The 23,571-nt window shown below is 34.4% G+C and carries 23 protein-coding genes; 17 read left to right on the top strand and 6 right to left on the bottom strand.

The window, feature by feature from the left end:
- The first annotated feature begins 211 nt into the window (after positions 1 to 211).
- The 4 genes from pfkA (at position 212) to ACNC7R_RS08660 (ending at position 3,636) form a co-directional block, all read left to right on the top strand.
- Positions 212 to 1,198 carry a 6-phosphofructokinase gene (gene pfkA / locus ACNC7R_RS08645; protein ID WP_417940544.1) on the top strand — a complete coding sequence of 329 codons (987 nt, stop codon included), beginning with the start codon at positions 212 to 214 and terminating at the stop codon, positions 1,196 to 1,198.
- A gap of 72 nt (positions 1,199 to 1,270) precedes the next feature.
- A complete protein-coding gene (gene gap, locus ACNC7R_RS08650; protein WP_417940545.1) occupies positions 1,271 to 2,275 on the top strand; it encodes a type I glyceraldehyde-3-phosphate dehydrogenase in 1,005 nt (334 codons plus the stop codon).
- Between the two features lie 125 nt (positions 2,276 to 2,400).
- The gene (locus ACNC7R_RS08655) at positions 2,401 to 3,252 is read left to right on the top strand and encodes an N-acetylglucosamine kinase (RefSeq protein ID WP_417940546.1); all 852 of its coding nucleotides are present in this window, start codon (positions 2,401 to 2,403) and stop codon (positions 3,250 to 3,252) included.
- Between the two features lie 9 nt (positions 3,253 to 3,261).
- On the top strand, positions 3,262 to 3,636 hold the full coding sequence (locus ACNC7R_RS08660) for a methylglyoxal synthase (protein ID WP_417940548.1): 375 nt from the start codon (positions 3,262 to 3,264) through the stop codon (positions 3,634 to 3,636).
- Here ACNC7R_RS08660 and ACNC7R_RS08665 read toward each other — a convergent pair.
- Together ACNC7R_RS08665 and ACNC7R_RS08670 are read right to left on the bottom strand one after the other, a co-directional pair.
- Positions 3,617 to 3,997 carry a RidA family protein gene (locus ACNC7R_RS08665; RefSeq protein ID WP_417940549.1) on the bottom strand — a complete coding sequence of 127 codons (381 nt, stop codon included), beginning with the start codon at positions 3,995 to 3,997 and terminating at the stop codon, positions 3,617 to 3,619. The two genes, ACNC7R_RS08660 and ACNC7R_RS08665, sit on opposite strands and share 20 nt — an antisense overlap.
- Before the next feature lie 27 nt (positions 3,998 to 4,024).
- Complete coding sequence (locus ACNC7R_RS08670; RefSeq protein ID WP_417943154.1) at positions 4,025 to 6,739, bottom strand: putative LPS assembly protein LptD; 2,715 nt, start codon at positions 6,737 to 6,739, stop codon at positions 4,025 to 4,027.
- Positions 6,740 to 6,819: 80 nt separating this feature from the next.
- Here ACNC7R_RS08670 and ACNC7R_RS08675 point away from each other — a divergent pair, with 80 nt between their 5' ends.
- From ACNC7R_RS08675 to ACNC7R_RS08725, 11 genes are all read left to right on the top strand, one after another.
- Positions 6,820 to 7,950 carry an N-acetylmuramoyl-L-alanine amidase family protein gene (locus ACNC7R_RS08675; protein ID WP_417940550.1) on the top strand — a complete coding sequence of 377 codons (1,131 nt, stop codon included), beginning with the start codon at positions 6,820 to 6,822 and terminating at the stop codon, positions 7,948 to 7,950.
- A gap of 51 nt (positions 7,951 to 8,001) precedes the next feature.
- A complete protein-coding gene (locus ACNC7R_RS08680; RefSeq protein ID WP_417940551.1) occupies positions 8,002 to 8,967 on the top strand; it encodes an MlaD family protein in 966 nt (321 codons plus the stop codon).
- A 5-nt stretch (positions 8,968 to 8,972) separates the two neighbouring features.
- Entirely contained in the window at positions 8,973 to 10,304 is a 1,332-nt protein-coding gene (locus tag ACNC7R_RS08685; protein WP_417940552.1) for a 4Fe-4S dicluster domain-containing protein, read from the top strand.
- 75 nt (positions 10,305 to 10,379) lie between these two features.
- Positions 10,380 to 11,171 (top strand): (Fe-S)-binding protein, encoded by a 792-nt coding sequence (locus ACNC7R_RS08690; protein WP_417940553.1) that lies wholly within the window; start codon positions 10,380 to 10,382, stop codon positions 11,169 to 11,171.
- An 88-nt stretch (positions 11,172 to 11,259) separates the two neighbouring features.
- On the top strand, positions 11,260 to 11,742 hold the full coding sequence (locus ACNC7R_RS08695; RefSeq protein WP_417940554.1) for an ABC transporter ATPase: 483 nt from the start codon (positions 11,260 to 11,262) through the stop codon (positions 11,740 to 11,742).
- Positions 11,743 to 11,841: 99 nt separating this feature from the next.
- Positions 11,842 to 12,078 carry a hypothetical protein gene (locus ACNC7R_RS08700; RefSeq protein ID WP_417940555.1) on the top strand — a complete coding sequence of 79 codons (237 nt, stop codon included), beginning with the start codon at positions 11,842 to 11,844 and terminating at the stop codon, positions 12,076 to 12,078.
- A gap of 179 nt (positions 12,079 to 12,257) precedes the next feature.
- On the top strand, positions 12,258 to 13,097 hold the full coding sequence (locus ACNC7R_RS08705; protein ID WP_417940368.1) for a tyrosine-type recombinase/integrase: 840 nt from the start codon (positions 12,258 to 12,260) through the stop codon (positions 13,095 to 13,097).
- Positions 13,076 to 14,191, top strand: coding sequence for an IS91 family transposase (locus tag ACNC7R_RS08710; RefSeq protein ID WP_417940369.1), 1,116 nt, complete (start codon positions 13,076 to 13,078; stop codon positions 14,189 to 14,191). The genes ACNC7R_RS08705 and ACNC7R_RS08710 overlap by 22 nt, the downstream gene beginning before the upstream one ends.
- 433 nt (positions 14,192 to 14,624) lie before the next feature.
- Complete coding sequence (locus ACNC7R_RS08715; protein WP_417940556.1) at positions 14,625 to 15,077, top strand: hypothetical protein; 453 nt, start codon at positions 14,625 to 14,627, stop codon at positions 15,075 to 15,077.
- Positions 15,078 to 15,343: 266 nt separating this feature from the next.
- Positions 15,344 to 16,480, top strand: a complete 1,137-nt coding sequence (gene bshA / locus ACNC7R_RS08720; protein ID WP_417940557.1) for an N-acetyl-alpha-D-glucosaminyl L-malate synthase BshA — start codon at positions 15,344 to 15,346, stop codon at positions 16,478 to 16,480.
- A gap of 20 nt (positions 16,481 to 16,500) precedes the next feature.
- Positions 16,501 to 16,926, top strand: coding sequence for a protease complex subunit PrcB family protein (locus ACNC7R_RS08725; protein ID WP_417940558.1), 426 nt, complete (start codon positions 16,501 to 16,503; stop codon positions 16,924 to 16,926).
- A 55-nt stretch (positions 16,927 to 16,981) separates the two neighbouring features.
- On the opposite strand, the gene ACNC7R_RS08730 is transcribed toward ACNC7R_RS08725, so the two are convergent.
- Positions 16,982 to 17,476, bottom strand: coding sequence for a hypothetical protein (locus tag ACNC7R_RS08730; protein ID WP_417940559.1), 495 nt, complete (start codon positions 17,474 to 17,476; stop codon positions 16,982 to 16,984).
- A 151-nt stretch (positions 17,477 to 17,627) separates the two neighbouring features.
- Positions 17,628 to 18,452 carry a UDP-2,3-diacylglucosamine diphosphatase gene (locus ACNC7R_RS08735; protein ID WP_417940560.1) on the bottom strand — a complete coding sequence of 275 codons (825 nt, stop codon included), beginning with the start codon at positions 18,450 to 18,452 and terminating at the stop codon, positions 17,628 to 17,630.
- 187 nt (positions 18,453 to 18,639) lie between these two features.
- On the opposite strand from ACNC7R_RS08735, the gene aroC reads away from it, so the two are divergent.
- Both aroC and ACNC7R_RS08745 read left to right on the top strand, forming a co-directional pair.
- The gene (gene aroC / locus ACNC7R_RS08740; protein ID WP_417940561.1) at positions 18,640 to 19,698 is read left to right on the top strand and encodes a chorismate synthase; all 1,059 of its coding nucleotides are present in this window, start codon (positions 18,640 to 18,642) and stop codon (positions 19,696 to 19,698) included.
- Between the two features lie 52 nt (positions 19,699 to 19,750).
- Positions 19,751 to 21,031 (top strand): dicarboxylate/amino acid:cation symporter, encoded by a 1,281-nt coding sequence (locus ACNC7R_RS08745; RefSeq protein ID WP_417940562.1) that lies wholly within the window; start codon positions 19,751 to 19,753, stop codon positions 21,029 to 21,031.
- 37 nt (positions 21,032 to 21,068) lie between these two features.
- Here ACNC7R_RS08745 and ACNC7R_RS08750 read toward each other — a convergent pair whose 3' ends face one another.
- Together ACNC7R_RS08750 and ACNC7R_RS08755 are read right to left on the bottom strand one after the other, a co-directional pair.
- A complete protein-coding gene (locus tag ACNC7R_RS08750; RefSeq protein ID WP_417940563.1) occupies positions 21,069 to 22,316 on the bottom strand; it encodes a DEAD/DEAH box helicase in 1,248 nt (415 codons plus the stop codon).
- 134 nt (positions 22,317 to 22,450) lie between these two features.
- Positions 22,451 to 23,488 (bottom strand): formimidoylglutamase, encoded by a 1,038-nt coding sequence (locus ACNC7R_RS08755; protein WP_417940564.1) that lies wholly within the window; start codon positions 23,486 to 23,488, stop codon positions 22,451 to 22,453.
- Between the last annotated feature and the right edge of the window lie 83 nt (positions 23,489 to 23,571).

Consider the following 23,571-nt stretch of genomic DNA (forward strand, 5'->3'; position numbering starts at 1 on the left):
ACAGAATGAAATTTTATAACACTTCATTTGTAGATTGTTAATTTTGCATTTTTAATTAAAAAAAGGCATTTTTATTATTTTAAATGAATTTTTAAGTATAGAAAAACTTATTAACCGAAAACGTTTGAATTTGTTTTTTTTACTAATTTATTATAAGCATCAACTGAAAAGTGCGTAATGTTTGCTAATTTTACACTTTAATACTTAAATAATGCCAAAAACGATAAAAAAAGTAGGTGTTCTTACTTCAGGAGGAGATTCACCAGGAATGAATGCCGCCATTCGATCAGTAGTTCGAACGTGCGCTTATCATAATATAGAATGTTTGGGAATTTATAGAGGGTATCAGGGAATGATTGAAGGAGACTTCAAAGAAATGGGACCCCGAAGTGTAAATAACATTGTAAACAAAGGAGGAACGATTTTAAAATCGGCACGCTCACTTGAATTCAGAACACCTGAGGGTAGAAAAAAAGCCTACGATAATCTTGTAAAAGCCGGAGTTGATGCTTTGGTTGTTATTGGAGGAGACGGAAGCTTCACCGGAGGGTTAATTTTTAATTCTGAATATGGTTTTCCTGTAATGGGAATTCCAGGTACAATTGATAATGACATTTTTGGAACAAGTCATACTTTAGGTTATGATACAGCTTTAAATACCGTTGTAGATTGTATAGATAAAATTAGGGATACCGCCAGTTCGCATAACCGTTTGTTTTTTGTAGAGGTTATGGGCAGGGATGCAGGTCATATTGCTCTTAATGCAGGTATTGGTGCAGGAGCAGAGGAAATTCTTATTCCTGAAGAAGATTTAGGGCTTGACAGGCTTTTGGACTCTCTTCAAAAAAGTAAAGCTTCAGGGAAATCATCAAGTATAGTAGTTATTGCTGAAGGGGATAAAATTGGTAAAAACGTATTCGAATTAAAAGATTACGTAGAAGCTAATTTACCAGAATATGATGTGCGTGTTTCAGTTCTTGGTCACATGCAGCGTGGTGGTTCTCCATCATGTTTTGATCGTGTTTTAGCAAGTCGTTTAGGAGTAAAAGCGGTAGAATCACTACTAGATGGCAAATCAAATTATATGGTTGGTCTGCAACAGGATAAAGTGACTTTGACACCACTGGAACAGGCAATTAAAGGGAAATCTGAAATTGATATGGAGTTACTAAGAGTATCAGATATCATGTCAACATAAAAAGAAACGAAGTTTATAGTGAGAAATTAAACTTTAAATCAGTTAAATAAAAACAAAACAAAATCGAGTAAAATGTCAAAAGTAAAATTAGGAATAAACGGATTTGGACGTATTGGAAGAATCGTTTTTAGAGAGTCTTTCAATAGAGATAATGTAGAAGTTGTTGCAATCAATGACTTATTAGATGTAGATCACTTAGCTTATTTATTAAAATATGATTCAGTACACGGTCGTTTCGACGGAACTGTTGAGGTTAAAGAAGGGAAACTTTACGTAAATGGAAGAAATATCCGTATTACAGCAGAAAGAAATCCGGCTGACTTAAAATGGAATGAGGTTGATGTTGATGTAGTAGCAGAATGTACTGGTATCTTCACAACTATCGAAACTGCAAGTGAACACTTAAAAGGTGGTGCTAAAAAAGTAATCATTTCTGCTCCTTCTGCAGATGCTCCAATGTTTGTAATGGGAGTTAACCACGAAACTGCAAAAGCTTCTGATTTAGTTGTTTCGAATGCTTCTTGTACTACCAACTGTTTAGCTCCTTTAGCTAAAGTTATTAATGATAATTTTGGAATCGTTGAAGGTTTAATGACTACTGTTCACGCTACAACGTCAACTCAAATGACTGCTGACGGACCTTCAAGAAAAGACTGGAGAGGTGGACGTGCAGCAGCAATAAACATTATTCCTTCTTCAACAGGTGCTGCAAAAGCGGTTGGAAAGGTTATTCCTTCTTTGAATGGTAAATTAACAGGTATGGCCTTCCGTGTACCTACTGCTGACGTTTCTACAGTAGATTTAACTGTAAAAGTGGCTAAAGAAACTTCATATGAAGAAATTATGGCTGTTTTAAAGAAAGCTTCTGAAAACGAATTAAAAGGTATCTTAGGATATACTGAAGATGCTGTTGTATCTCAGGATTTTATTTCTGATAAAAGAACTTCGATTATTGATGCTACTGCAGGAATTGGTTTAAATTCAACTTTCTTCAAATTAGTATCATGGTACGATAATGAATACGGATATTCTAGTAAATTAATTGATTTATCTGTGCATATCGCAGGTTTAAAATAATATTTTATGAAGTGAGAAAATCCCGTTATTTTTAAATAACGGGATTTCTTATTTTGTAATGTCTTTAATTAATGTAAAAAACACACTTTTAATTAAAGAAAACTAAACTAAAAAACTAAACTAACATGAAATTAATAGTTGATAGCGGATCTACCAAAGCTGATTGGATTGCAATTGATGATAGTGGAAAAGTGTTATTCACAACACAAACTTTAGGGCTAAATCCTGAGATCCTTGATGGTCCGGAGATTATTGAAAGAGTAAATGATCGTTTTGATATTTCACAGAACAGAAAAGAAGCTACTCATTTATTTTTTTATGGTGCAGGCTGCGGTACTGACAGAATGAAACTGTCTTTGTCTCAGGTATTTCAGGGATATTTTGAAAATGCTATTGTAGAAGTTCAGGAAGATACTTATGCTGCGGTATATGCTACTACACCTAAAGGAGAAGAAGCAATTGTCAGCATTTTAGGAACAGGATCTAATTGCAGTTATTTTGATGGAAAAGTATTGCATCAAAAGGTACAATCATTAGGTTACATTGTAATGGATGATTGTAGTGGTAATGTTTTTGGAAAAGAATTGATCCGAAAATATTATTTCAATAAAATGCCTAAAGAACTGGCTGTTGAGTTTGAAAAAGAATACGATGTGGATCCAGATTTTATTAAAAATAAATTATACAAAGAACCAAATCCAAATGCTTATTTAGCAACTTTTGCTAAATTTCTTATTCAGCACAAAGATTCCGATTTTTGCAGAAAAATTATTTTTAAAGGAATGAAATCTTTCGTTAAAAATTACATCAGACAATATGATAATTGCCAGGAAGTTCCTGTTCATTTCGTTGGTTCTATAGCTTTTTATTTAAAGGACGAGCTACAGGAAATATTTGATAAATACGAACTTAAATTAGGAAATGTTTTAAGACGTCCAATTGACGGGCTTATTGCGTATCACGTTGCTAATAAATAAAGAATTAGAATGGAAATTGCGATTATTGCACATGATGGTAAAAAAGCGGATTTGATTAATTTTTTAATTAAAAATTCCGAGGTTCTGCAGAATGAGAAAATAAGTTTAATTGGTACCGGCACAACAGGAGGAAAAGCGGAAGCAGCAGGTTTTAAAACAAGACGAATGCTTTCCGGACCTTTGGGAGGAGATGCGCAAATTGCCGGAAGAGTGGCTGAAGGCTTAACGCATATGGTTTTCTTTTTTAAGGATCCTTTGTCTAGTCATCCTCATGAAGCAGATATAAATATGCTTATTAGGGTTTGTGATGTACATAATGTGCCGCTGGCTACTAATGAAGCAACGGCACAATTACTATTAGACGCTATTGCACAGCAATTATAGAAATCTCGACATTTACATTTTTTGGCAAACAAGCCACCTGAACCGTTTCACGTGCTGGAGCGGTTTTTTCATTAAAATAAGATCCGTAAACAGAATTGATTGCAGCAAAATTATTCATATCCATTATGAAAATAGTAGCTTTTACAACATTCTCAAAAGTCATTTCTGCAGCTTCTAAAATAGCAGCAATATTTTGCATAACCTGATGTGTTTCATCACCGATGTTTGCCGTCACAAGTTCTCCTGTTTTAGGATTTAGAGCTATTTGCCCTGAAGCATACAAAGTGTTTCCTGATAATATAGCCTGGTTATATGGGCCTATTGGAGCTGGTGCTTTTTCCGTAAAAATTACTTTTTTCATATCAAATATTAAGTTTTTTATTGAAGATTATCGGTTTAAGGTACTTCGTTTGTTCCATTTGATGTCACTAAGCATTCCTGATTTTATTCCAATAAAGAAATTCCAGTTTGAATATGCTCCAAGAGGTGTCCAGTTAAAAGACATTCTCCAGCTTAATAAATCTCTTTCAAAGCGCAATTGTGTAAAAGTAACTCCTTTTTGTACAAAGTCATAACCGCTTGAGATTCCGCCTTTCCATTTAGGCGTAATATCCATATTAGCAGAAACCATTATCGAATTTCCTGTAATCTTATTTTCTCTTTGAGTATTTGAGTAAGTTAAAGAATAAGCCATAGTCATATCCCAGGGAAGTTTTGAATTAAAGAATTCGGTAATTACATTCTCAGATTCTTCTTCAGAAAACTGACTTTTTCTTGTGTCATTCAAATCCGTGTTTGTACCAAATAAATCGTCGCTGCGTCCTCCGTTTCGCTCGCTTTGTTTGTTTTCTTCTTTTTTATCATTTTTGTTTGAAAACGAATAATTAAGTGTCATATTGGCACTTGTCATCCGGAATAAGCTTCCTCCATTGTTAATGTTGAATACATTAATTTGCTGACCTGAATTATCGATTGCATACGGATTTAAAGTTGCTGCAAAATTGACGTTCATCTTGTTTTCAAAAAGTTGAGTTCCTCCGCTCACACGTACAGGTTCAAGAGCAAATGTTGTCTTTCCGTCAGCATTAAAATTATAACTGGTGCTAAAGTTCAGGTTATTTAAAAGCATGACCTTTTTAGGTTCTGTTTTAGTACTGTCTTTATCCCTTACTTTAGCTTCAAAAGTGTTGCTTAAATCAAAACCTATTATATTGGAATTTGATTTACCAGGTTGTCCGTAAACACCATTTTCAAATCGGGTGTAATCTTTGTAAGTTTTCCCAGTGGCATCTATTGCATAAGTGTCATAATATTTTTCAAAACTTGGTGTGTATGAGTAGGAAAATGATGGACGCATAACATGACGTATGGCTTGTATTTTCTTTGTTTCGCCAAATTTGAAAGTACCATAAATTGTAGTTCCTAAGCTTGAACTGAAGTTATAAGTTCTAAAAGCATCAAAACCATTAACTGTTTCGTCAACAACCTTACTTGAATTTTCATCGTAAAATCTTTTAATTGTTTTGGTTACCCAGGTTTCCTGATAATTTGTAGAGGCACTGGCACTAAAATACTTGAATATTTTAAAATTGGTACTAAGCGGAATACTATGCTGCATTCCGATTTGTGCATCTCTAAACATTTGGGGCTTAAAAAATAAAGAATCAGTAGTTACAAAACTGTTTTTACCGCTCAGATTGTATTGCAAATTGATATTTTTGATTAATCCTTTTTTTGCGCCATCTTTCCCAACAAAAGGATAGATACGATCAATACTTCCTTGTAAGGATGGCAATGTCATATTGATTTGCTCCGTTTGTGTGTTTTGTGAATGGGTTGCTGTCAAGGCAATACGGGCTTGCGGAATTGTATTAAAAGTTTTATTCCACGAAATAGAAGAACTCAGGGTATTGTTTAAGTTTGAACCAATATTAGCCTGATTAATAGATTGCTTAAAATATTTACTACTTCCCATATTAACAGAGGCAGAAAAACTGGAATTTGGATTAGACTTTGAGTCTTTTGAATGTGACCACTGTAAGTTGTAGATGTTTTGTTTGGAATAATCAGGATAGCCTCTTTCACTTGAAATTAAATTCTCAAACCTAAAATTGACGTTCCCTCTATATTTGTATCTTTTGGCATAAGAAGATTCAAAACGCATGGCATAACTTCCGTTTGTGTAATAATCTCCTAAAACTGTTAAGTCGTAATTGTCACTCAATGCAAAGTAATAACCTCCATTTTGCAGTGAAAAACCTCTTGTATTAGAATCGTTATAACTTGGTATGATAACACCTGAAACACTTTTTTCCTGACTCATTGGAAAGTATGCGTATGGTAACGCAATAGGAGTAGGCACATCTGCAATTACCATATTAGTCAATCCAACCACTACTTTTTTTCCAGGAACAAATTTTACTCTGCTGGTTCTGAAATAATATTCAGGGTTATCAACATCTGTAGAGGTAGTAAAACGGGCTCCCTTCAAAAAATAAACAGAATCGTTTTCTTTTTTAGTTATTTGTGCTTTTATTTTAAATTCTCCCTGTTCTGTTCTTGAATTATAAATTAAAGCTTTTTTAGTTTTGAAATTAAAACGAATTGAATCTGGCTGAACCTCATTAGAACCCTGTTTGAAATTCGGATATTGTATCAAAACACCTGCAGAATCTTTTATTCTTCCGGCATATACTTCATCTTTATCATAATTAAGGACAATAATACCCGATTTTAGTTCTATATCCTTATAATACAATTCAGCCTCATCGTAGAGTGTAAGTGTTTTGTTTTTCTGATCGATTTTCTGATACCCTTTTGCAGTACGTTTTACTATTCCGTCTAAAAAAGCTTTTTTCGGTTTGATACTGTCGGTTTTAATTGTATCTGTAGCCGTTTTTGTAGTATCTGAGACAGCTTTTTTAGTCTTATCTGTTTGTCTTGCAGAAGATGCCTGAGATTTTTTGGTCTTTTTTTCTTGTGAATATAAATTACCACATCCTACACTTAGGAAAAATGATAATAAAACGATATTAAATAAGTTTGTATGCAAAGGTTTAAATGCTAATTTTGTAAAAGTATGGCTTGTTTTTTGACATGTCAAACTTACATATAATTTTTTGGCAAAAATAATCAATTGTAAAAATTATAGCTTTGCATTTTATTAAAATTAACTTTTAGATTATGAATGTTTTTAACAAAACAAAACTACTATTTATTTCTTTTCTAACGATAATGTCTTTTTGTGCTTACTCTCAGTCGAATGTTTTTAAAGTAACCCTTGATGCAGGACATGGTGATCATGATTTTGGTGCTGTTTATAGTGGTCGTATTGAAAAAAATATTGCTTTGGCTATTGTACTTAAAGTTGGAAAAATATTAGAAGCTAGTCCGAATGTTCATGTTATTTATACCCGAAAAACAGATGTTTTTATAGATTTGGTTGAAAGGGCTAATATTGCAAACAGAGCCAACTCAAATATTTTTGTTTCTATACATTGCAATGCGAATAAAAATACAGCTGCTGATGGAACAGAAACTTATGTTATGGGTTTAAGTAAAGTTGCCTCGAATCTTGAAGCTGCTAAAAAAGAGAACTCTGTTATTACTTTGGAAAAAGATTATAAACGTAAATATGAAGGCTTTGATCCTAATTCACCTGAATCGATGACTGCAATGATGCTGATGCAGGAGGAATATCTTGATAATAGTATTTCATTAGCCAGTAAAATTGAGGATAATTTTGCAAAATTAGGAAAGAAACTTCGTCACGGAGGTGTAAAACAAGCTCCTTTTATGGTGCTTCATAAAGCTTATATGCCAAGAGTTTTAGTTGAAACTGGTTTTGTATCTAATCCTACTGAAGGCGATATTTTAAATTCAGAAGCCGGTCAGAATGATATCGCAGAAGCTATTGCACAGGCGATTCTAAGTTATAAAAGGGAATATTTTGGAACTGGAGCTCTGGAAATAAATGAAGTTAAACCTGCAAAAGACACTTCTGTTCCTGCAAAGCCAAAGGCATTGGAAACTGTAGAAAAAGCAGTTAAAGATGCTCCTAAAGGAACTCTCTTCAAAGTGCAGCTTATTGCAAGTATAAAAAAGACACCATTAGAACCTAAAAACTTTAAAGGTTTAAAAAATATAACTATGATTTATGAAAACAATATTTATAAATATTTCTATCAGGAAACTTCAGATTACGAAATGGCCAAGAAGTACCTGCAAGAAGCTAAGACTAAAGGATATGGAGCTTCATTTTTAGTCGCAACCAGAAATGGTGAGAAAATCAATATTCAGGATGCTATCAAATAATACTGATAAGTTCGAATATTTATATTATTTTTGTATTAAACACTTACAATTTTGAAACTAACAAGAGAAATTAAAACGGCTATATTAGTCATCACGTCGATTCTGTTATTTATATGGGGATATAGTTTTTTAAAAGGCAGAGATCTTTTTACTAACTACAAAACATTATATGTAGAATATGATAATGTTGAGGATTTGGCACAATCAGCTCCGGTAACTTTAAACGGACTTGCAATTGGTAAAGTAAATAAAATTACCATCAATGAAACAACTGGTAAATTATTGGTAGAACTTCAGTTAAAAACTGATTTCCCAATTTCTAAAAGCAGCAAAGCGTCATTGTATTCCCCAAGTTTGATTGGAGGAAAACAAATTAAAATTATTCCAAATTTAGCTGATAAAATTCCTGCTGAAGACGGACAGGCTCTTGAGTCTGCAGTTGAATTAGGATTGACGGAGTCTTTAGGAGGTAAAATTGAACCTATTCAGCAAAAATTAGATCTAATGCTGGCTAATATCAATACGCTGGTTTCCGGTTTAAATAATGTTTTAGATAAAAAAGGGCAGGAAGATTTAAAAAAGTCATTGTCAGAATTGAGTGAGACTATGCAACAGTTTCACAAGGCTTCGGGAAGTCTGAATTCTATTTTAGATACCAACAAAGGACAGATTAACGGAATTGTTACAAATTTCAATAAAATGTCAGGTAATTTCAATAAGATATCAGATTCTTTAAACAAGGCTGGTTTAGGTAAAACGGTTAAAAACTTAAACCAGACATTAGCTAAAGTAGATGGTATTATGACTAATTTAAATTCAGGCAAAGGCACTGCAGGTAAATTACTAAATGATGATGCTTTGTATAATAATTTATCTAAAACTTCAAAAGAATTAGAATTATTGCTACAGGATGTACGTCTTAATCCAACACGTTACGTAAATGTTTCTGTTTTTGGAAAGAAAAATAAGCCTTATGTGGCTCCCAAAGAAGAGGAAAATTCGACGAATAATAAATAAGAGATATGAGCTATCTAGATAATATTTTGTTTGCTATAGTTCTGATAGCAGGTTTCGTTTTTTTTGCTTCAGGGGTAAAAAAAATTATAAGAAATATCAATTTAGGTATTGACGTAGACAGAAGTGATAATTCTAAAGCTCGCTGGACAAATATGGTCATGATTGCACTTGGACAATCTAAAATGGTTAAACGTCCTGTAGCAGGCGTACTTCATATTTTTGTATATGTTGGGTTTATAATTATAAATATTGAATTATTAGAAATTATAATTGATGGTTTATTGGGAACACATAGAGTGTTTGCTCCTTATTTAGGCGGTGTTTATGATATCCTGATAGCTTCTTTTGAAATATTAGCAATACTTGTAATTGTTGCTGTAACCGTTTTTTGGATCAGAAGGAACCTGATTCGTCTGAAACGTTTTATACATTCAGATTTGAAAGGGTTTCCAAAAAATGATGCTAATTATATCCTGTACTTTGAAACGGTTCTGATGATTTTGTTTTTATTGATGAACGCTTCAGACCTGCATTTACAAAATGTTCCGGGAGGAGTTTTTCATAAAGCAGGAAGTTTTCCGGTAAGCCAGTTTATAGCACCAATTTTTAACGGAATGTCAAATGAAATGGTTGTCGTTTTATTTGAAGTATTCTGGTGGTTGCATATTGTAGGTATTTTGTGTTTTATGAACTATTTGTATTTTTCAAAACACCTGCATATTCTTTTAGCATTTCCAAATACTTATTTTGCTGATTTGAAGCCAAAAGGACAATTTGATAATCTGGCATCTGTTACTAAAGAAGTGAAATTGATGCTGGATCCAAATGCCGATCCGTTTGCGGCAGCGCCAGTAGATGAAAATGCAGTTCCTTCAAAATTTGGAGCTAGTGATGTTCAGGATTTAAACTGGGTACAGTTATTAAACGCTTACACTTGTACCGAGTGCGGGCGTTGTACATCGGCGTGTCCGGCTAACCAAACGGGTAAAAAACTTTCTCCTCGTAAAATAATGATGGATACAAGAGATCGTTTACAGGAAGTAGGGAAAAATATTGATGCCAACAAAGGAGTTTTTGTTCCGGATAATAAAACATTATTGAACGATTATATAACGCCTGAAGAGTTGTGGGCGTGTACGTCTTGTAATGCCTGTGTTGAAGAATGCCCTGTAAATATTAGTCCGTTGTCTATTATTATGGATATGCGTCGTTATTTAGTAATGGAACAAAGTGCTGCGCCAATGTCACTAAATGCGATGATGACCAATATCGAAAACAATGGAGCGCCTTGGCAATACAGTCAGCAGGATCGATTAAACTGGAAAAACGAGAATTAGAATTATAGTTATTTGGTTGTTTTTAGAATGTAACCGAAGAATTTAAAATATCGATTAATAAATCAACAAAAGAAGATGTCAGAAAGTTTAGTAGTACCAACAATGGCAGAAATGCTGGCCGAAGGAAAGCAGCCTGAAGTGTTGTTTTGGGTTGGTTGCGCAGGAAGTTTTGATGATAGGGCAAAAAAAATTACAAAAGCTTTTGTGCGAATTCTAAATCGTACAAACGTTTCTTTTGCAGTGCTTGGTACTGAAGAAAGCTGCACCGGTGACCCGGCAAAAAGAGCCGGAAATGAATTTTTGTTTCAGATGCAGGCTATGATGAATATCGAGGTTTTAAATGCATACGAAGCTAAAAAAATAGTTACAGCATGTCCGCATTGTTTTAATACTTTGAAGAATGAATACCCTGAATTGGGAGGAAACTATGAAGTAATTCATCATACAGAGTTTTTAAAATCATTAATTGACGAAGGAAGGCTCACAGTTGAAGGCGGTCAGTTTAAAGGAAAGAAAATCACTTTTCACGATCCTTGTTATTTAGGAAGAGCCAACAAAGTTTATGAAGCGCCAAGAGATTTGATTCAGAAACTGGATGTTGAACTCGTTGAAATGAAACGTTCAAAAGCGAATGGATTGTGTTGTGGAGCAGGTGGTGCACAAATGTTTAAAGATGCTGAACCTGGTAATAAGGAAGTAAATATCGAAAGAACCGAAGATGCACTTGAAACGCAGCCGGATATTATTGCTGCTGGTTGCCCATTCTGTAATACTATGCTAACGGACGGTATCAAAAACAAAGAAAAAGAAGGACAGGTAAAAGTGATGGATATTGCAGAGTTAATTGCGAATGCACAAGATTTGTAATTTAAGATTTAAAGTAGCAAAGACTCAAAGTTTTTAACTTGAAACTTTAAACCTGAAACAAAAAAACAAACAAAAACAAAATTTAAAGATGTATATACCTTTTGAAAATTTACCTGGTGAATCCAGAGTCTGGATTTATCAATCGAACAGAAAATTTTCTGAGGAGGAATTTTCGGAAATAGAGGCTGACTTAAAAGCATTCGTAGAAGGCTGGGCAGCTCACGGAACAAGTCTTGAAGCTTCTTTTTTACTTAAATACAATCGTTTTATTGTATTAGCAGTTAATCAGGAAGTACAGGCAGCTACAGGCTGTTCAATTGACAGTTCGGTTGAATTTATTCAGGGTTTGGAGAAGAAATATAACGTTGATTTGCTTGATAAAATGAATGTTACTTTTAAACTTGGAGAACACATAGCGCACAAACCATTGATTGATTTTAAAAAGATGGTTAAAGATAAATCGGTTTCTGAAAATACGATTGTGTTTAATAATTTGGTAAACAATATCGAAGAGTTTAATGAATCGTGGGAAGTTCCTGCGGCTGATAGCTGGCACAGTCGATTTTTCTAAAAGATATTATAGTATATTTGAAAAGGCATGAAATTTAGGTTTTATGCCTTTTTTTTGATAAGCTCTAATTAGTATAGAATTATAATTGATATTTTTTAAATGAAAAAGAAAATTTCTCCGCAAGCTATCCTTTCTTTAAAAGAAGCTTTGACAGTAATATATTGGAAAAAAGAGAATTTACAAGATTATTTGAAGTTAGTTCTTGATAATTCTACGATTGTTAGTACAATAAATTGGCAAGGTACTAAGAGGGAAAGTATTAAGGAATTAATATCAAGAATGACAAATCGTTTGGATATTTATGAACAAGATTTAATGAATTTATTGTTGAACTAAACCTTCGGTAGCACTTACCGTGATTTCGTACCTTACGAATATAATTAAATTCGGTAAGATATGACTACAAAAAAAAGAATGTTGAAGAATTAAGAGAAAACAAAATTCTCAACCAGGCTAAACGAGAAGTTCCAGGATTTGAGGAACTCATCAATCGTTTTGAACGTACTATTTCGGTATTGGGCAGAAGTCAAAGTACTTTTAATAATTATTCTCGACATGTTGCTTCTATATCATTGTATTTTGGGAAAATCCCAACGGATTTAGATCCTGAACAAGTACAAGATTACTTGTTTTACCAGCAGAAAAAGTCCAAAACCCCTTCACAAACTTATTTCAAACATTGTGTTTATGGTCTTCGCTTTCTTCTAAAATCAGAAGGCTTGCCTTATGAGTACTTGCGTTTACCGTCCATAAAACACGAGAAAAAACTACCCGTTGTTTTGAGTAAAGAAGAAGTTTGGGTTATGCTTCAAGGGGCTAAATTACTCAAACATCGAATCCTTATTGGATTGCTTTATGGTTGCGGATTGCGTTGTATGGAAGCACGTTCTGTACGATTACAAGATTTAGATTTCGATAGAAAGCAACTCAAAGTAGTGCAAGGAAAGGGTAAAAAAGACCGCTATGTTCCTTTATCTGTTCATTTAATACGAGGACTCAAAAAATATATCGAAGCCGAAAAACCACAAGATTACCTTTTTAATGGGCAACCTTTGCCTAATGGATCAGGAGGTGATTTTGACAATCGGTATTCGCAACGAGGCGTGCAATGGGTAGTGAGGCAAGTGGCCAAGGCATCTGGTGTCAAAAAAGAGGTTCACACGCACACACTTCGGCATAGTTATGCCACGCATTTACTCGAAGATGGCATGGATATTATAACCCTCAAAGACCTTTTAGGACACCAAAACCTAGAAACCACTTTGGAGTATTTACAGATTGCCCAACTTGCTAGCCAACAAAAGTTTAGTCCCCTTGATACTCTTTTTGCCCAATGCAGCCGCTCTTTGAAGTAGCCGATGTGCTTGGAAAGTTAGGAACAAGACTTGAATATTTAGGCTTAAATACTTGGCAACTTCGCACATTGTCTGCTCTTAAAAAATGTAGAACCGTTCAAATGGGTGGTCATATTGATGCCTGTGATAGTTGTGGTAAGATATCGATAAGTTATAATTCTTGCCGCAACCGACATTGTCCCAAGTGTCAAGGTAACAAATCAGAGCAATGGATAGATGCCAGAGAAAGCGAACTTTTGCCTGTTCCTTATTTTCATATGGTTTTTACCTTGCCCGACAGCATTAATTCCTTGGCGATGCATCAGCCAAAAATGGTGTATGAGACCCTGTTTGAAGCGACTTGGGAAACGCTTCAAAAATTTGGCAAAGCCAAAGAAATACAACTGGGAATGATTGCTGTTTTGCACACCTGGGGACAGCAGTTGAGCCTTCATCCGCACCTGCATTGTATTGTGCCTGGCGGAGGAGTTGATAAAGAGGGACAATGGCAAAATATCAGGGCAAATGGTACGTTTCTGTTCCCAATCAAAGCCTTGTCGAAGGTTTTTAGAGCGAAATTTTGTGAGAAACTTAAAAAGAAAGAACCCATAAAATACGAGCAAGTACGGCAAGAATTATGGCAGAAGCCTTGGGTAGTTTTTGCCAAACGACCTTTTGGAAGTACAAAGTCTGTGGTGGAATATCTGGGCAGATACACTCATAAGATCGCCATTAGCAATCATCGCATTAAAAGCATTGATGCCCAAAATGTAACTTTTGATTATAAGGACTATCGTCAAAATGGCTTTAGAAAACAGATGACACTCACACATCGGGAGTTTATTCGCCGATTTGCTTTGCATATTTTGCCCAAGCGCTTTGTCAAGATTCGGCATTATGGTTTTTTGAGCAGCACTTGGAAGCGTGGGAAGCTAAAGCTTTTACAGGAGAAACTCCAAGTTAAAGTCTTGGAAAAAGCGGATAAAAAGCCTTTTTTACCCAAATGTCCGTGTTGCAAAACGGGCAATTTGTATCGGATAGCAGTTTTTGACCAGCGTGGTCCACCTGCTTGGTATCTTGGCGGTAGCCAAAAGCCAATTCCCCGTGAAAGTTAATTTTACGGGTAAGGGAACTTATGTGCTAAGGTGAAGGAAAACACGACAAAACCATCTTTGAAACCACTTCAAAAAAAAAGAGGACACTAAATCCTCTTGAAATTCTCTATCAAAACTTTACGATAACTCCATAGGGATGGATGTTGAGCGGTTCCGTTCAACACGGGCTTCATTGTTCGTGCTACGCACGCAACGAATCCCTTAGCTGTTAGCTGTAACCGATTTTACCGATTTTGATAATTTAAAATTTTGGGATGATGATGGTTCAAAAACAAAAAAAGCCAAAGAAGCAGTAAAAAATTTAAGAATTCATACTAAAGGATATATTGAAATAACTAAAGAGCAAGAAGAAGCAAAAAAAAGAAAAGCTAAAACTAATCAAGAACTAAAAAAAGTCATTTCTCTAGATAGTGAATTAGTTGTTTTAAAAGAAGTGTTTAATAAAATTGCAACGAATACAAATTTTCAACAACGTGGATTTCAATTTGAAAAATTTCTATATGATCTATTTATGCTTTATGATTTAGATCCTAAAGCTTCTTTTAAAATTCATGGCGAGCAAATTGATGGGGCTTTTACTTTTCAAAATACTGATTTTCTTTTGGAAGCAAAATGGAAAGTTGAAGTTAGTCGAACTGATTTGGCAACTTTTTGTTACAAAGTTGAATCTAAGTTTAAAACTGCAGCAGGTTTGCTCATTACAATGGATGGTGTAACTACAGGGGCAATTTCTCCTCACTTTCAATCTATAATAATTATGGATGGTGTTGATATTATGGCAATTTTAGACAATAGAGTTTCATTTCCAGATCTGTTATTGAAAAAAAGGAGAAAAGCTAGTGAGACAGGTAATATTTATATGAATTTTTATGAACTATATAAGTAATACTTTTTTACTTTAAAAAACAAAAACCTATAATCTAGCCCCGATGGTAGCGGCATCCTTTTGGGCCGGGGTTCGGCACAAAAGATACAGCGAACAGCGGGACAGGTGTTTCTTTTGAAAATAAATTTCTCTGCTTCTGATTAAAATTAGAATCAAAAATCTAACTATCTAATAATCTGATCTCTCTAAGATTTACAAAAATCTAACAAATCAAACGCTCAATTAAACGCTATTTTTGAGTATTTTCGTAGAATTAAATTTAATACATGAAAATAGCAATAGTTTGTTATCCGACTTTTGGCGGAAGTGGGGTAGTTGCCACTGAATTAGGTCTTGAATTAGCCAGACGTGGACACGAAATCCATTTTATTACGTATAGCCAGCCTGTGCGATTGGCGCTTTTAAATCCAAATGTTCATTATCACGAAGTTAACGTTCCTGAATACCCTCTTTTTCATTATCAGCCCTATGAATTGGCTTTGTCAAGCAAATTAGTTGATATGGTAAAGTTGTACAAAATCGAACTTTTGCATGTACATTATGCAATTCCTCACGCTTATGCGGGTTATATGGCAAAACAAATGCTAAAAAACGAAGGAATTAACCTTCCGATGGTTACCACGCTTCACGGTACGGATATTACGCTTGTTGGAAATCATCCTTTTTATAAACCGGCTGTAACTTTCAGTATCAATAAATCAGATTATGTGACTTCGGTTTCCCAAAGTTTGAAAGACGATACGTTGAAGTTATTCAAAATCAAGAATAAAATTAAGGTGATTCCGAATTTTATTGAACTGGATAAAGTGGTTAAAGATCCCGCTGCGCCTTGTCATCGTAGTGTTATGGCAAATGAAAATGAGCGTATTATTACTCATATCAGTAACTTTAGAAAGGTAAAAAGGATTCCTGATATTATTAAGATTTTCTATCATATTCAAAAGGAAATGCCGGCTAAGCTTATGATGGTTGGAGACGGTCCTGAAAAAGAAAATGCAGAACAGTTATGTCAGGAGTTAGGAATTTTGGATAAGGTAATTTTCTTTGGTAATAGTAATGAAATTGATAAAATTTTGCTTTTAACAGACTTGTTTTTGCTACCATCAGAAACGGAAAGTTTTGGTTTGGCAGCTTTAGAAGCAATGGCCTGCGGAGTTCCGGTAATTTCGAGTAATTCAGGTGGTTTGCCTGAAGTAAATTTTGATGGTGTTTCAGGATATTTAAGTGATGTAGGTAATGTTGAAGAAATGGCGGCAAATGCTATAAAAATTCTTCAGGATGATAAGGTTTTAAAACAATTTAAAAATAATGCTCTTGAGGTTGCAAAAAAATTCGATATTAAAAACATATTACCTAAATATGAAGCGTTATATCAAAAAGCAATAGACGATTATAAAGAATAGATAACCTAAATGGACAGTAAATGAAAAAAGTAGTTTCGGTTTTAGCAGTTTTTATGCTGATTTCCTGTGGAGCAAAAAAAACATCGGATTCAAAGATTCCATTATATGAAATTCTCACAGAGCAATCTAATGGGGGTGGAAATATCAAATTTTTTGAAATTTTGACTGAACCAAATGAAATCATGATGCTTCAGAACGATCCTCTTTTAAAGGATAAAATGAAACATGATGATATTAAAAATTCGAATTATGTGATTTTGAATATGGGAGAAAAAAATACCGGAGGATACTCAATAGGAGTTGAAAAGGTAGAAGAAACAGATAAAAATATTATTATTACGGTCAAAGAAAATACTCCTGCGAAAGACGCTATGGTAATGCAGGTAGTTAGTTACCCTTATACGGTTGTGAAAATACATTCTAAAAAAGAGATCGTTATCAAGTAAAAAAAAACCTGTCGCTTTTAAACGACAGGTTTTTTTATAAAGTTTTATTGGAAATTTAGAATCTGAATCTTGCTCCTAGACCTACATCGAAACCAAAGTTATCGTCATCATAATATCCTGAACCAATTTCAGGTCTGGCATCTAATGATAGAGTAAGAGGAAATTCCTTAAATCTGTATTCTATACCAATATCACCAGCTGCAAAAATATATGTGTCACTACGATCTCCATCATAATCACCAGGACCATCATAATCCCAGGCTGCAACACCACCCCCAACACCGGCATACCAGTTGAAGCCTCCATCAATATTCCATACCCATTGATAAAGAGCAACTCCTTTTATTGCATCAACATATCTGTCGTCTCTCCATCCTAAGTCAAATTCAAGTCTGTTTTTTTGGTTCAGCCCTAATTGGTATGATATTTCACCTCCAAATCCGTTATTGTCTCCTAGGCGTAATCCTAATGCGTGTTTAGAAATTTCTTGTGACTGTGCAGTAAACGCTATACCTAATAGCGTAATAGCTGATAAAATGATTTTTTTCATAAAAAATGGTTATTAATTTTTGTTCAAAATTATAATTATTGTTCCACTCAAACGTATAAAATTGTTCAAAATTGTTATGTAATTCCCATTTTTAGTATCGGTATATTTATATTTTATCTTGGGTTTTAGTAAGTTGTTGGTTATTAAAAAGTTACTTTTTGGTTATTGAGGTAAATAATTCTGAAGTCAAAATATCTTCCATTTCAAAAAGATTTTCTTCGGATTCGGTAAAGTCTGCATTAGAATACGAGAATAATTTCCATCTTTTTTTGTGATATTCTAAAGCGGTTAAGTTTTCTATCCAGTCTCCTGAATTCAGATATAAGGTTGAGCCATATTTATTTTCTTTTTCAATAATTTTAGGCTCATGAATATGTCCGCAGATCACATAATCGTATTTTTTTTCGATAGCCAGATCAGTGGCTGTAGTTTCAAAATCAGAAATAAATTTAACAGCTTTTTTTACACTTGCTTTTATTTTTTTTGAAAATGAATAAGGTTCTCTTCCTAATTTTGCTAAACACCAATTGGCAAATCGGTTCATCAGGATTAAATAATCGTAACCTAATCCGCCTAGCTTTGCAATCCATTTTGAGTGTTGTACTGAAGCATCAAAAACATCTCCATGAAAAATCCATGCTTTTTTGTCGTCTAATTCTAATACCAATTTGTCTAACAAAGAAAAATTACCCATATTCATATCACTAAATTTTCTCAGGATTTCATCATGATTTCCGGTAATATAAAACACTTTTGTACCTTTTGAAGCCATTCCGATAATTCGCTGAATAACTTTCAGATGTGATTTTGGAAAGTAAGATTTTCTAAATTGCCAGGCGTCTATAATATCTCCGTTTAAAACTAATGTTTTGGGTTTAATGCTTGAAAGGTAGTTGTTTAACTCTTTGGCGTGACTGCCGTAAGTTCCTAAATGCACATCGGAAATGATGACTAATTCGACATTTCTTTTTTTCAATTTTTCTCAAATTTGAAGTTTAGCAAATTAAGTAAATCAAAATAGGTTTTATTTTATCAAAACGTTATCAATTGGATTTTAGTTTTAATAAATTATGATTTTTTTAAAGAGTGCTATTGTGGTCAATACTCATTTTAAATTTTTTAATTTAATTCATAAAACTTACATTTGCTCAAAACTAATTATAATGGCAGGAAATAGCTACGGCACACTATATAAAGTTACCACATTTGGAGAATCTCATGGGGAAGCTTTAGGCGGAATCATAGATGGTTGTCCATCAGGAATTCAGCTTGATTTTGAGGCAATTGAGTTGGATATGGCGAGAAGAAAACCAGGACAGTCAGCAATTGTTACGCAAAGAAAAGAACCGGATGCGGTTCAGTTTTTATCGGGTATTTTTGAAGGAAAAACTACCGGAACTCCAATCGGATTTATTATTCCGAATACCAATCAAAAATCGGATGATTATTCACATATAAAAGATAATTACAGGCCAAGTCATGCAGATTATGTGTATGATCAAAAATATGGTTTCAGGGATTATCGCGGTGGCGGGAGAAGTTCAGCACGTGAAACAGCCAGCAGAGTAGTGGCAGGAGCTATTGCTAAACAAATGCTGCCGGAAATCAAAATTAATGCCTATGTCTCATCTGTAGGACCAATTCATCTGGATATTCCGTATCAGGAATTGGATTTTTCAAAGATAGAGAGCAATCCTGTGCGTTGTCCTGATGAAAAATCAGCGGCAACAATGGAAGAATATATCCGTGAGATACGTAAACAGGGAGATACTGTTGGAGGAGTTGTTTCATGCGTGATTCAGAATGTTCCTGTTGGTTTAGGAGAACCTGTTTTTGATAAGCTCCACGCAGAATTAGGTAAAGCAATGCTTTCCATAAATGCAGTAAAAGGTTTTGAGTACGGAAGTGGCTTTTCAGGTTCAGAAATGAAAGGAAGCGAGCATAATGATTTATATAATCCTGATGGTACTACAAAAACCAATCTTTCAGGTGGAATTCAGGGAGGAATCAGCAACGGTATGGATATTTACTTCAGGGTAGCTTTTAAGCCTGTAGCGACTATCATGCAGACTCAGGACTCATTAGACAATAAAGGTAACATCACCCCAATGACAGGAAAAGGACGTCATGATCCGTGTGTAGTACCAAGAGCTGTTCCTATTGTAGAAGCGATGGCAGCTATTGTTTTGGCGGATTTTTACTTAATCAACAAAACATATTAATTTAAAAGCAGGCAGTGAGGGTCTTTTTTTAATTATAAATTCAAACATACCGATGGATACAATCCAAAAGCAAAAAACATCTTTTTTTTCAGGACTTACAGGTCAAATTTTAATAGCGATGGTTTTAGGAGCTATTTTAGGAATTATATTGCATAATTCGATTTCGTCTGAGGCAGCCCAATCATTTAGCAATAAAATAAAGATGCTGGCAACCATTTTTATTCGACTTGTTCAAATGATTATCTCACCTTTGGTTTTTACGACTTTGGTGGTAGGAATAGCAAAATTAGGTGATATTAAAGCTGTGGGAAGAATTGGAGGAAAAGCTCTTGGGTGGTTTTTTACAGCTTCGTTTATATCCTTGCTAATTGGTTTGTTTTATGTAAACATATTAGAACCTGGAGTAGGGCTAAAGTTAGGACATGTAGATTTAACAACAGCTTCTGAAGTTACTGCTAAAACAAAATCAATTTCTTTTGAAAATTTTGTGGAGCATATTGTGCCGAAAAGTCTTTTTGAGGCTATGGCAACCAATGAAATTTTACAGATTGTAATATTTTCAGTCTTTTTCGGATTGGCTGCCGCATCTTTAGGAGATACTGTAAAGCCGGTAATAAAAGCTCTTGATAAAACATCTCATATCGTTTTGAAAATGGTAAATTACGTGATGAACTTTGCTCCAATTGGAGTTTTTGGAGCCATTGCAGGAGTATTTGCCGTAAGAGATTTTCAGGAATTAGCTATTACGTATTTTAAATTTTTTGGTTCGTTTTTGATTGGAATTAGCTCTTTGTGGGTTATTTTGATAGTTGTCGGATATGTTTTCTTAAAAAACAGGATGAACGAGTTATTGAAGAGAATTGTTGGGCCTTTGGTAATTGCTTTCGGAACAACCAGCAGTGAAGCTGTTTTTCCTAAATTAACCGAACAGCTGGAAGAATTTGGCGTAAAAGACAGAATAGTTTCGTTTATGTTGCCCTTAGGTTATTCTTTTAATCTTGACGGTAGTATGATGTATATGACTTTTGCCAGTATTTTTATTGCGCAGGCTTATGGGGTGCATCTTGATCTTGGAACCCAAATGGTAATGCTTTTAGTTTTAATGTTAACCAGTAAAGGAATTGCAGGTGTTCCCCGAGCAAGTCTGGTGGTAGTGGCGGCAACTTGCGGTATGTTTGATATTCCGGTTGAAGGAATTGCTTTAATTTTGCCAATTGATCATTTTTGTGATATGTTCAGAAGTGCGACAAATGTTTTAGGAAATGCTTTGGCAACTTCAGTAGTTGGACAATGGGAAGGCAATAATGATTTAGAATCGGGGTCAGAAATATAGTTAAATATAATTTTTCAACATACAAGAAACGCTGGTGTTAATACCAGCGTTTTTTATTTTGCTTAGAAGCATTTGATTTTCGTGATTTATGAGCGCCTCCGCTTCTGTTTGAATTTTTAGGCATTTCAGTTGCATCAGGACTTCCGGCATGCCATTGGTACGGATGATCACTAATTGTTTTTACATCCACTTTTATTAATTTTTGTATGTCTTTCCAATATGGATGCTCATCTTTACCACAGAAAGATATTGCGATTCCGCCATTTCCTGCACGTCCTGTTCGCCCAATTCTGTGCACATAAGTTTCCGGTATATTGGGTAAATCAAAATTAATTACAAACGGTAACTGGTCAATATCGATTCCTCTCGCAGCAATATCAGTTGCTATCAATACGCCTACTTCTTTATTTTTAAAGGCATCTAAAACACGTTGCCTTGCATTTTGAGATTTGTCCCCGTGAATTGCCTCAGCAGGGATTTCTTTTTTGCGCAATGCTTTAACAATATTGTCAGCGCCATGCTTGGTTCTTGCAAAAACCAGTATGTTGGATAATCCTTCTGTTTTTATTAAGTGATAAAGTAAATTTCTCTTTTCAGTTTTGTCTACAAAATAAACGCGCTGCTCTACATTTTCCGCAGTTGAAGACACTGGAGAAACAGTTACGGTTTCGGGATCTGTTAAAAACATTTCAGCCAGTTCACGTATTGCTATTGGCATAGTTGCCGAAAAAAATAGCGTTTGTCTGTTTTTAGGGGTTAGTTTTACGATTTTTTTTACATCGTTTACAAATCCCATATCCAGCATTTGATCTGCTTCGTCAAGTACTAAAACATGCAAATGATTTAAATCGAGAAAACCTTGTTTTTGTAAATCTAAAAGTCTGCCCGGTGTAGCTACTAAAATATCAACACCTTTTTTTAAAGTGTCAACCTGTGGATTCTGGGATACACCGCCAAAAATCGTCAATTGTGTCAAGTTTGTATATTTGGAATAAGTGTCGAAACTTTGTCCAATTTGTACTGCCAATTCACGGGTTGGAGTAACTATAAGGGCACGGATTTGCTTAGCTTTTTTTGATGAGCCTACAATTCGGTGTAACTGATGTATAATTGGGATGGCAAATGCTGCCGTTTTTCCGGTACCGGTCTGTGCACAGCCAATTAAATCTCTGCCCGCTAAGACAATCGGAATAGCTTGTTCCTGAATAGGGGTGGGATTTAAGTAGCCTTCTTCAAATACGGCTTTTTGTATACTTTTTGAAAGTGATAAATCTTCGAATAACATATCTTAGGTATTAAGAACTTAGTTTTAAGTACTAAAATTCGGTGCAAAGATAGTTTTATTCAGGCAATGGTTTAATTGAATTTAGGTTTATTTGGGAAAAGTGATAATTATCAATGGTTAATATTGTCCGGTTTTTAAATTTTTTCGTGATTTGCTTTAATAAAATCAGTTACAAGATAACCGATTAGTTTACCAATTAAATCGCTGTTAGGAGAATTGTCTAAATCAGGTGCGCCTTCACAAATATGCAGATAGGCTGCGTTTTTGTGTTGTCCAAAGTAATAAATAAACTGTCGCAGCTGTTCAATTGAAAAACCACTGATTGTCATGGCACTGCTGGCAATATTAGGGATAGCATCCAGGTCAATCTCTATTCCAAACGAATCTGTTTTTATGAATTCAAGTGCTAAAATCATTTCGTTTGTAAAATCTTTTTCTTCACGTATGCTTATGCTGTCATATGTGTTATAACGTACGCGGTCTTCAAGTTTTTTTATGATATCTAAAACACTTTTTGAAGTGTAATTTTCGTGTAAACCAAAAATGAAGTATTTTTTAAGAAAACCTTCTTCATAGGCATAAGAAAAACCATTTCCGCTATGTCGTCCTTCAAGAATTCTGAAATCGGAATGAGCATCAAAGTTGATTGCATTTATTGATTTACCTTTGGCTAAGGCTGTACCTTTTATATTTCCATAAGCATTGTTATGACCACCACCAATTATAATAGGTGTTTTTCCTGCTTTAAGTATAGTGAAAACAACATGAGATACCTCTTTGTCAATTTTTTCAACAAGCTGACTTAGCTTTGAGCGATCATCGATATCATTAAAATCAAGATTTTCACTCTCACGCATTAGCTCAGAAACATTTATATTACCTAAAACAATAATCTGGCTGCCTTTGCAAAAACGATTATGCTGAATATTTGCAATGCTTTTTATGGCAGATTCCCAGGCCGAAGCTGCCCCCGGTCTTCCGTAATTAGCACGTACCCCAATATCTTCAGGAATACCCAAAATAACATATTTAGCTTCACTCTCTTTTATAAACTGGTGTATGTCTACTCCTTTCGGAATAGTAATCATTTTTTCTCCAAATTTTATTTCACCGCTGCGGTGATTAGTGACTTTTGCTAAATCATTAACAGTAAAAGGAATTAATTTGTCCATAAAAAAAATATTATCCAAAAATAATATAATTGTGGGAAGTTACGTTATTACGTTATATTAATTATTTAAATTTGTTTTTAAGA

The organism is Flavobacterium adiutor (assembly GCF_048282555.1).
Classification (GTDB): Bacteria; Bacteroidota; Bacteroidia; order Flavobacteriales; family Flavobacteriaceae; genus Flavobacterium.

Coding starts and splice junctions, on each gene's coding strand:
- ACNC7R_RS08750 (WP_417940563.1), bottom strand. CDS start 22,316: ATGTTATTCGAAGATTTATCACTTTCAAAAAGTATACAAAAAGCCGTA.
- bshA (WP_417940557.1), top strand. CDS start 15,344: ATGAAAATAGCAATAGTTTGTTATCCGACTTTTGGCGGAAGTGGGGTA.
- gap (WP_417940545.1), top strand. CDS start 1,271: ATGTCAAAAGTAAAATTAGGAATAAACGGATTTGGACGTATTGGAAGA.
- ACNC7R_RS08665 (WP_417940549.1), bottom strand. CDS start 3,997: ATGAAAAAAGTAATTTTTACGGAAAAAGCACCAGCTCCAATAGGCCCA.
- ACNC7R_RS08745 (WP_417940562.1), top strand. CDS start 19,751: ATGGATACAATCCAAAAGCAAAAAACATCTTTTTTTTCAGGACTTACA.
- pfkA (WP_417940544.1), top strand. CDS start 212: ATGCCAAAAACGATAAAAAAAGTAGGTGTTCTTACTTCAGGAGGAGAT.
- ACNC7R_RS08700 (WP_417940555.1), top strand. CDS start 11,842: ATGAAAAAGAAAATTTCTCCGCAAGCTATCCTTTCTTTAAAAGAAGCT.
- ACNC7R_RS08725 (WP_417940558.1), top strand. CDS start 16,501: ATGAAAAAAGTAGTTTCGGTTTTAGCAGTTTTTATGCTGATTTCCTGT.
- ACNC7R_RS08695 (WP_417940554.1), top strand. CDS start 11,260: ATGTATATACCTTTTGAAAATTTACCTGGTGAATCCAGAGTCTGGATT.
- ACNC7R_RS08690 (WP_417940553.1), top strand. CDS start 10,380: ATGTCAGAAAGTTTAGTAGTACCAACAATGGCAGAAATGCTGGCCGAA.
- ACNC7R_RS08655 (WP_417940546.1), top strand. CDS start 2,401: ATGAAATTAATAGTTGATAGCGGATCTACCAAAGCTGATTGGATTGCA.
- ACNC7R_RS08675 (WP_417940550.1), top strand. CDS start 6,820: ATGAATGTTTTTAACAAAACAAAACTACTATTTATTTCTTTTCTAACG.
- aroC (WP_417940561.1), top strand. CDS start 18,640: ATGGCAGGAAATAGCTACGGCACACTATATAAAGTTACCACATTTGGA.
- ACNC7R_RS08685 (WP_417940552.1), top strand. CDS start 8,973: ATGAGCTATCTAGATAATATTTTGTTTGCTATAGTTCTGATAGCAGGT.
- ACNC7R_RS08730 (WP_417940559.1), bottom strand. CDS start 17,476: ATGAAAAAAATCATTTTATCAGCTATTACGCTATTAGGTATAGCGTTT.
- ACNC7R_RS08710 (WP_417940369.1), top strand. CDS start 13,076: ATGCAGCCGCTCTTTGAAGTAGCCGATGTGCTTGGAAAGTTAGGAACA.
- ACNC7R_RS08755 (WP_417940564.1), bottom strand. CDS start 23,488: ATGGACAAATTAATTCCTTTTACTGTTAATGATTTAGCAAAAGTCACT.
- ACNC7R_RS08660 (WP_417940548.1), top strand. CDS start 3,262: ATGGAAATTGCGATTATTGCACATGATGGTAAAAAAGCGGATTTGATT.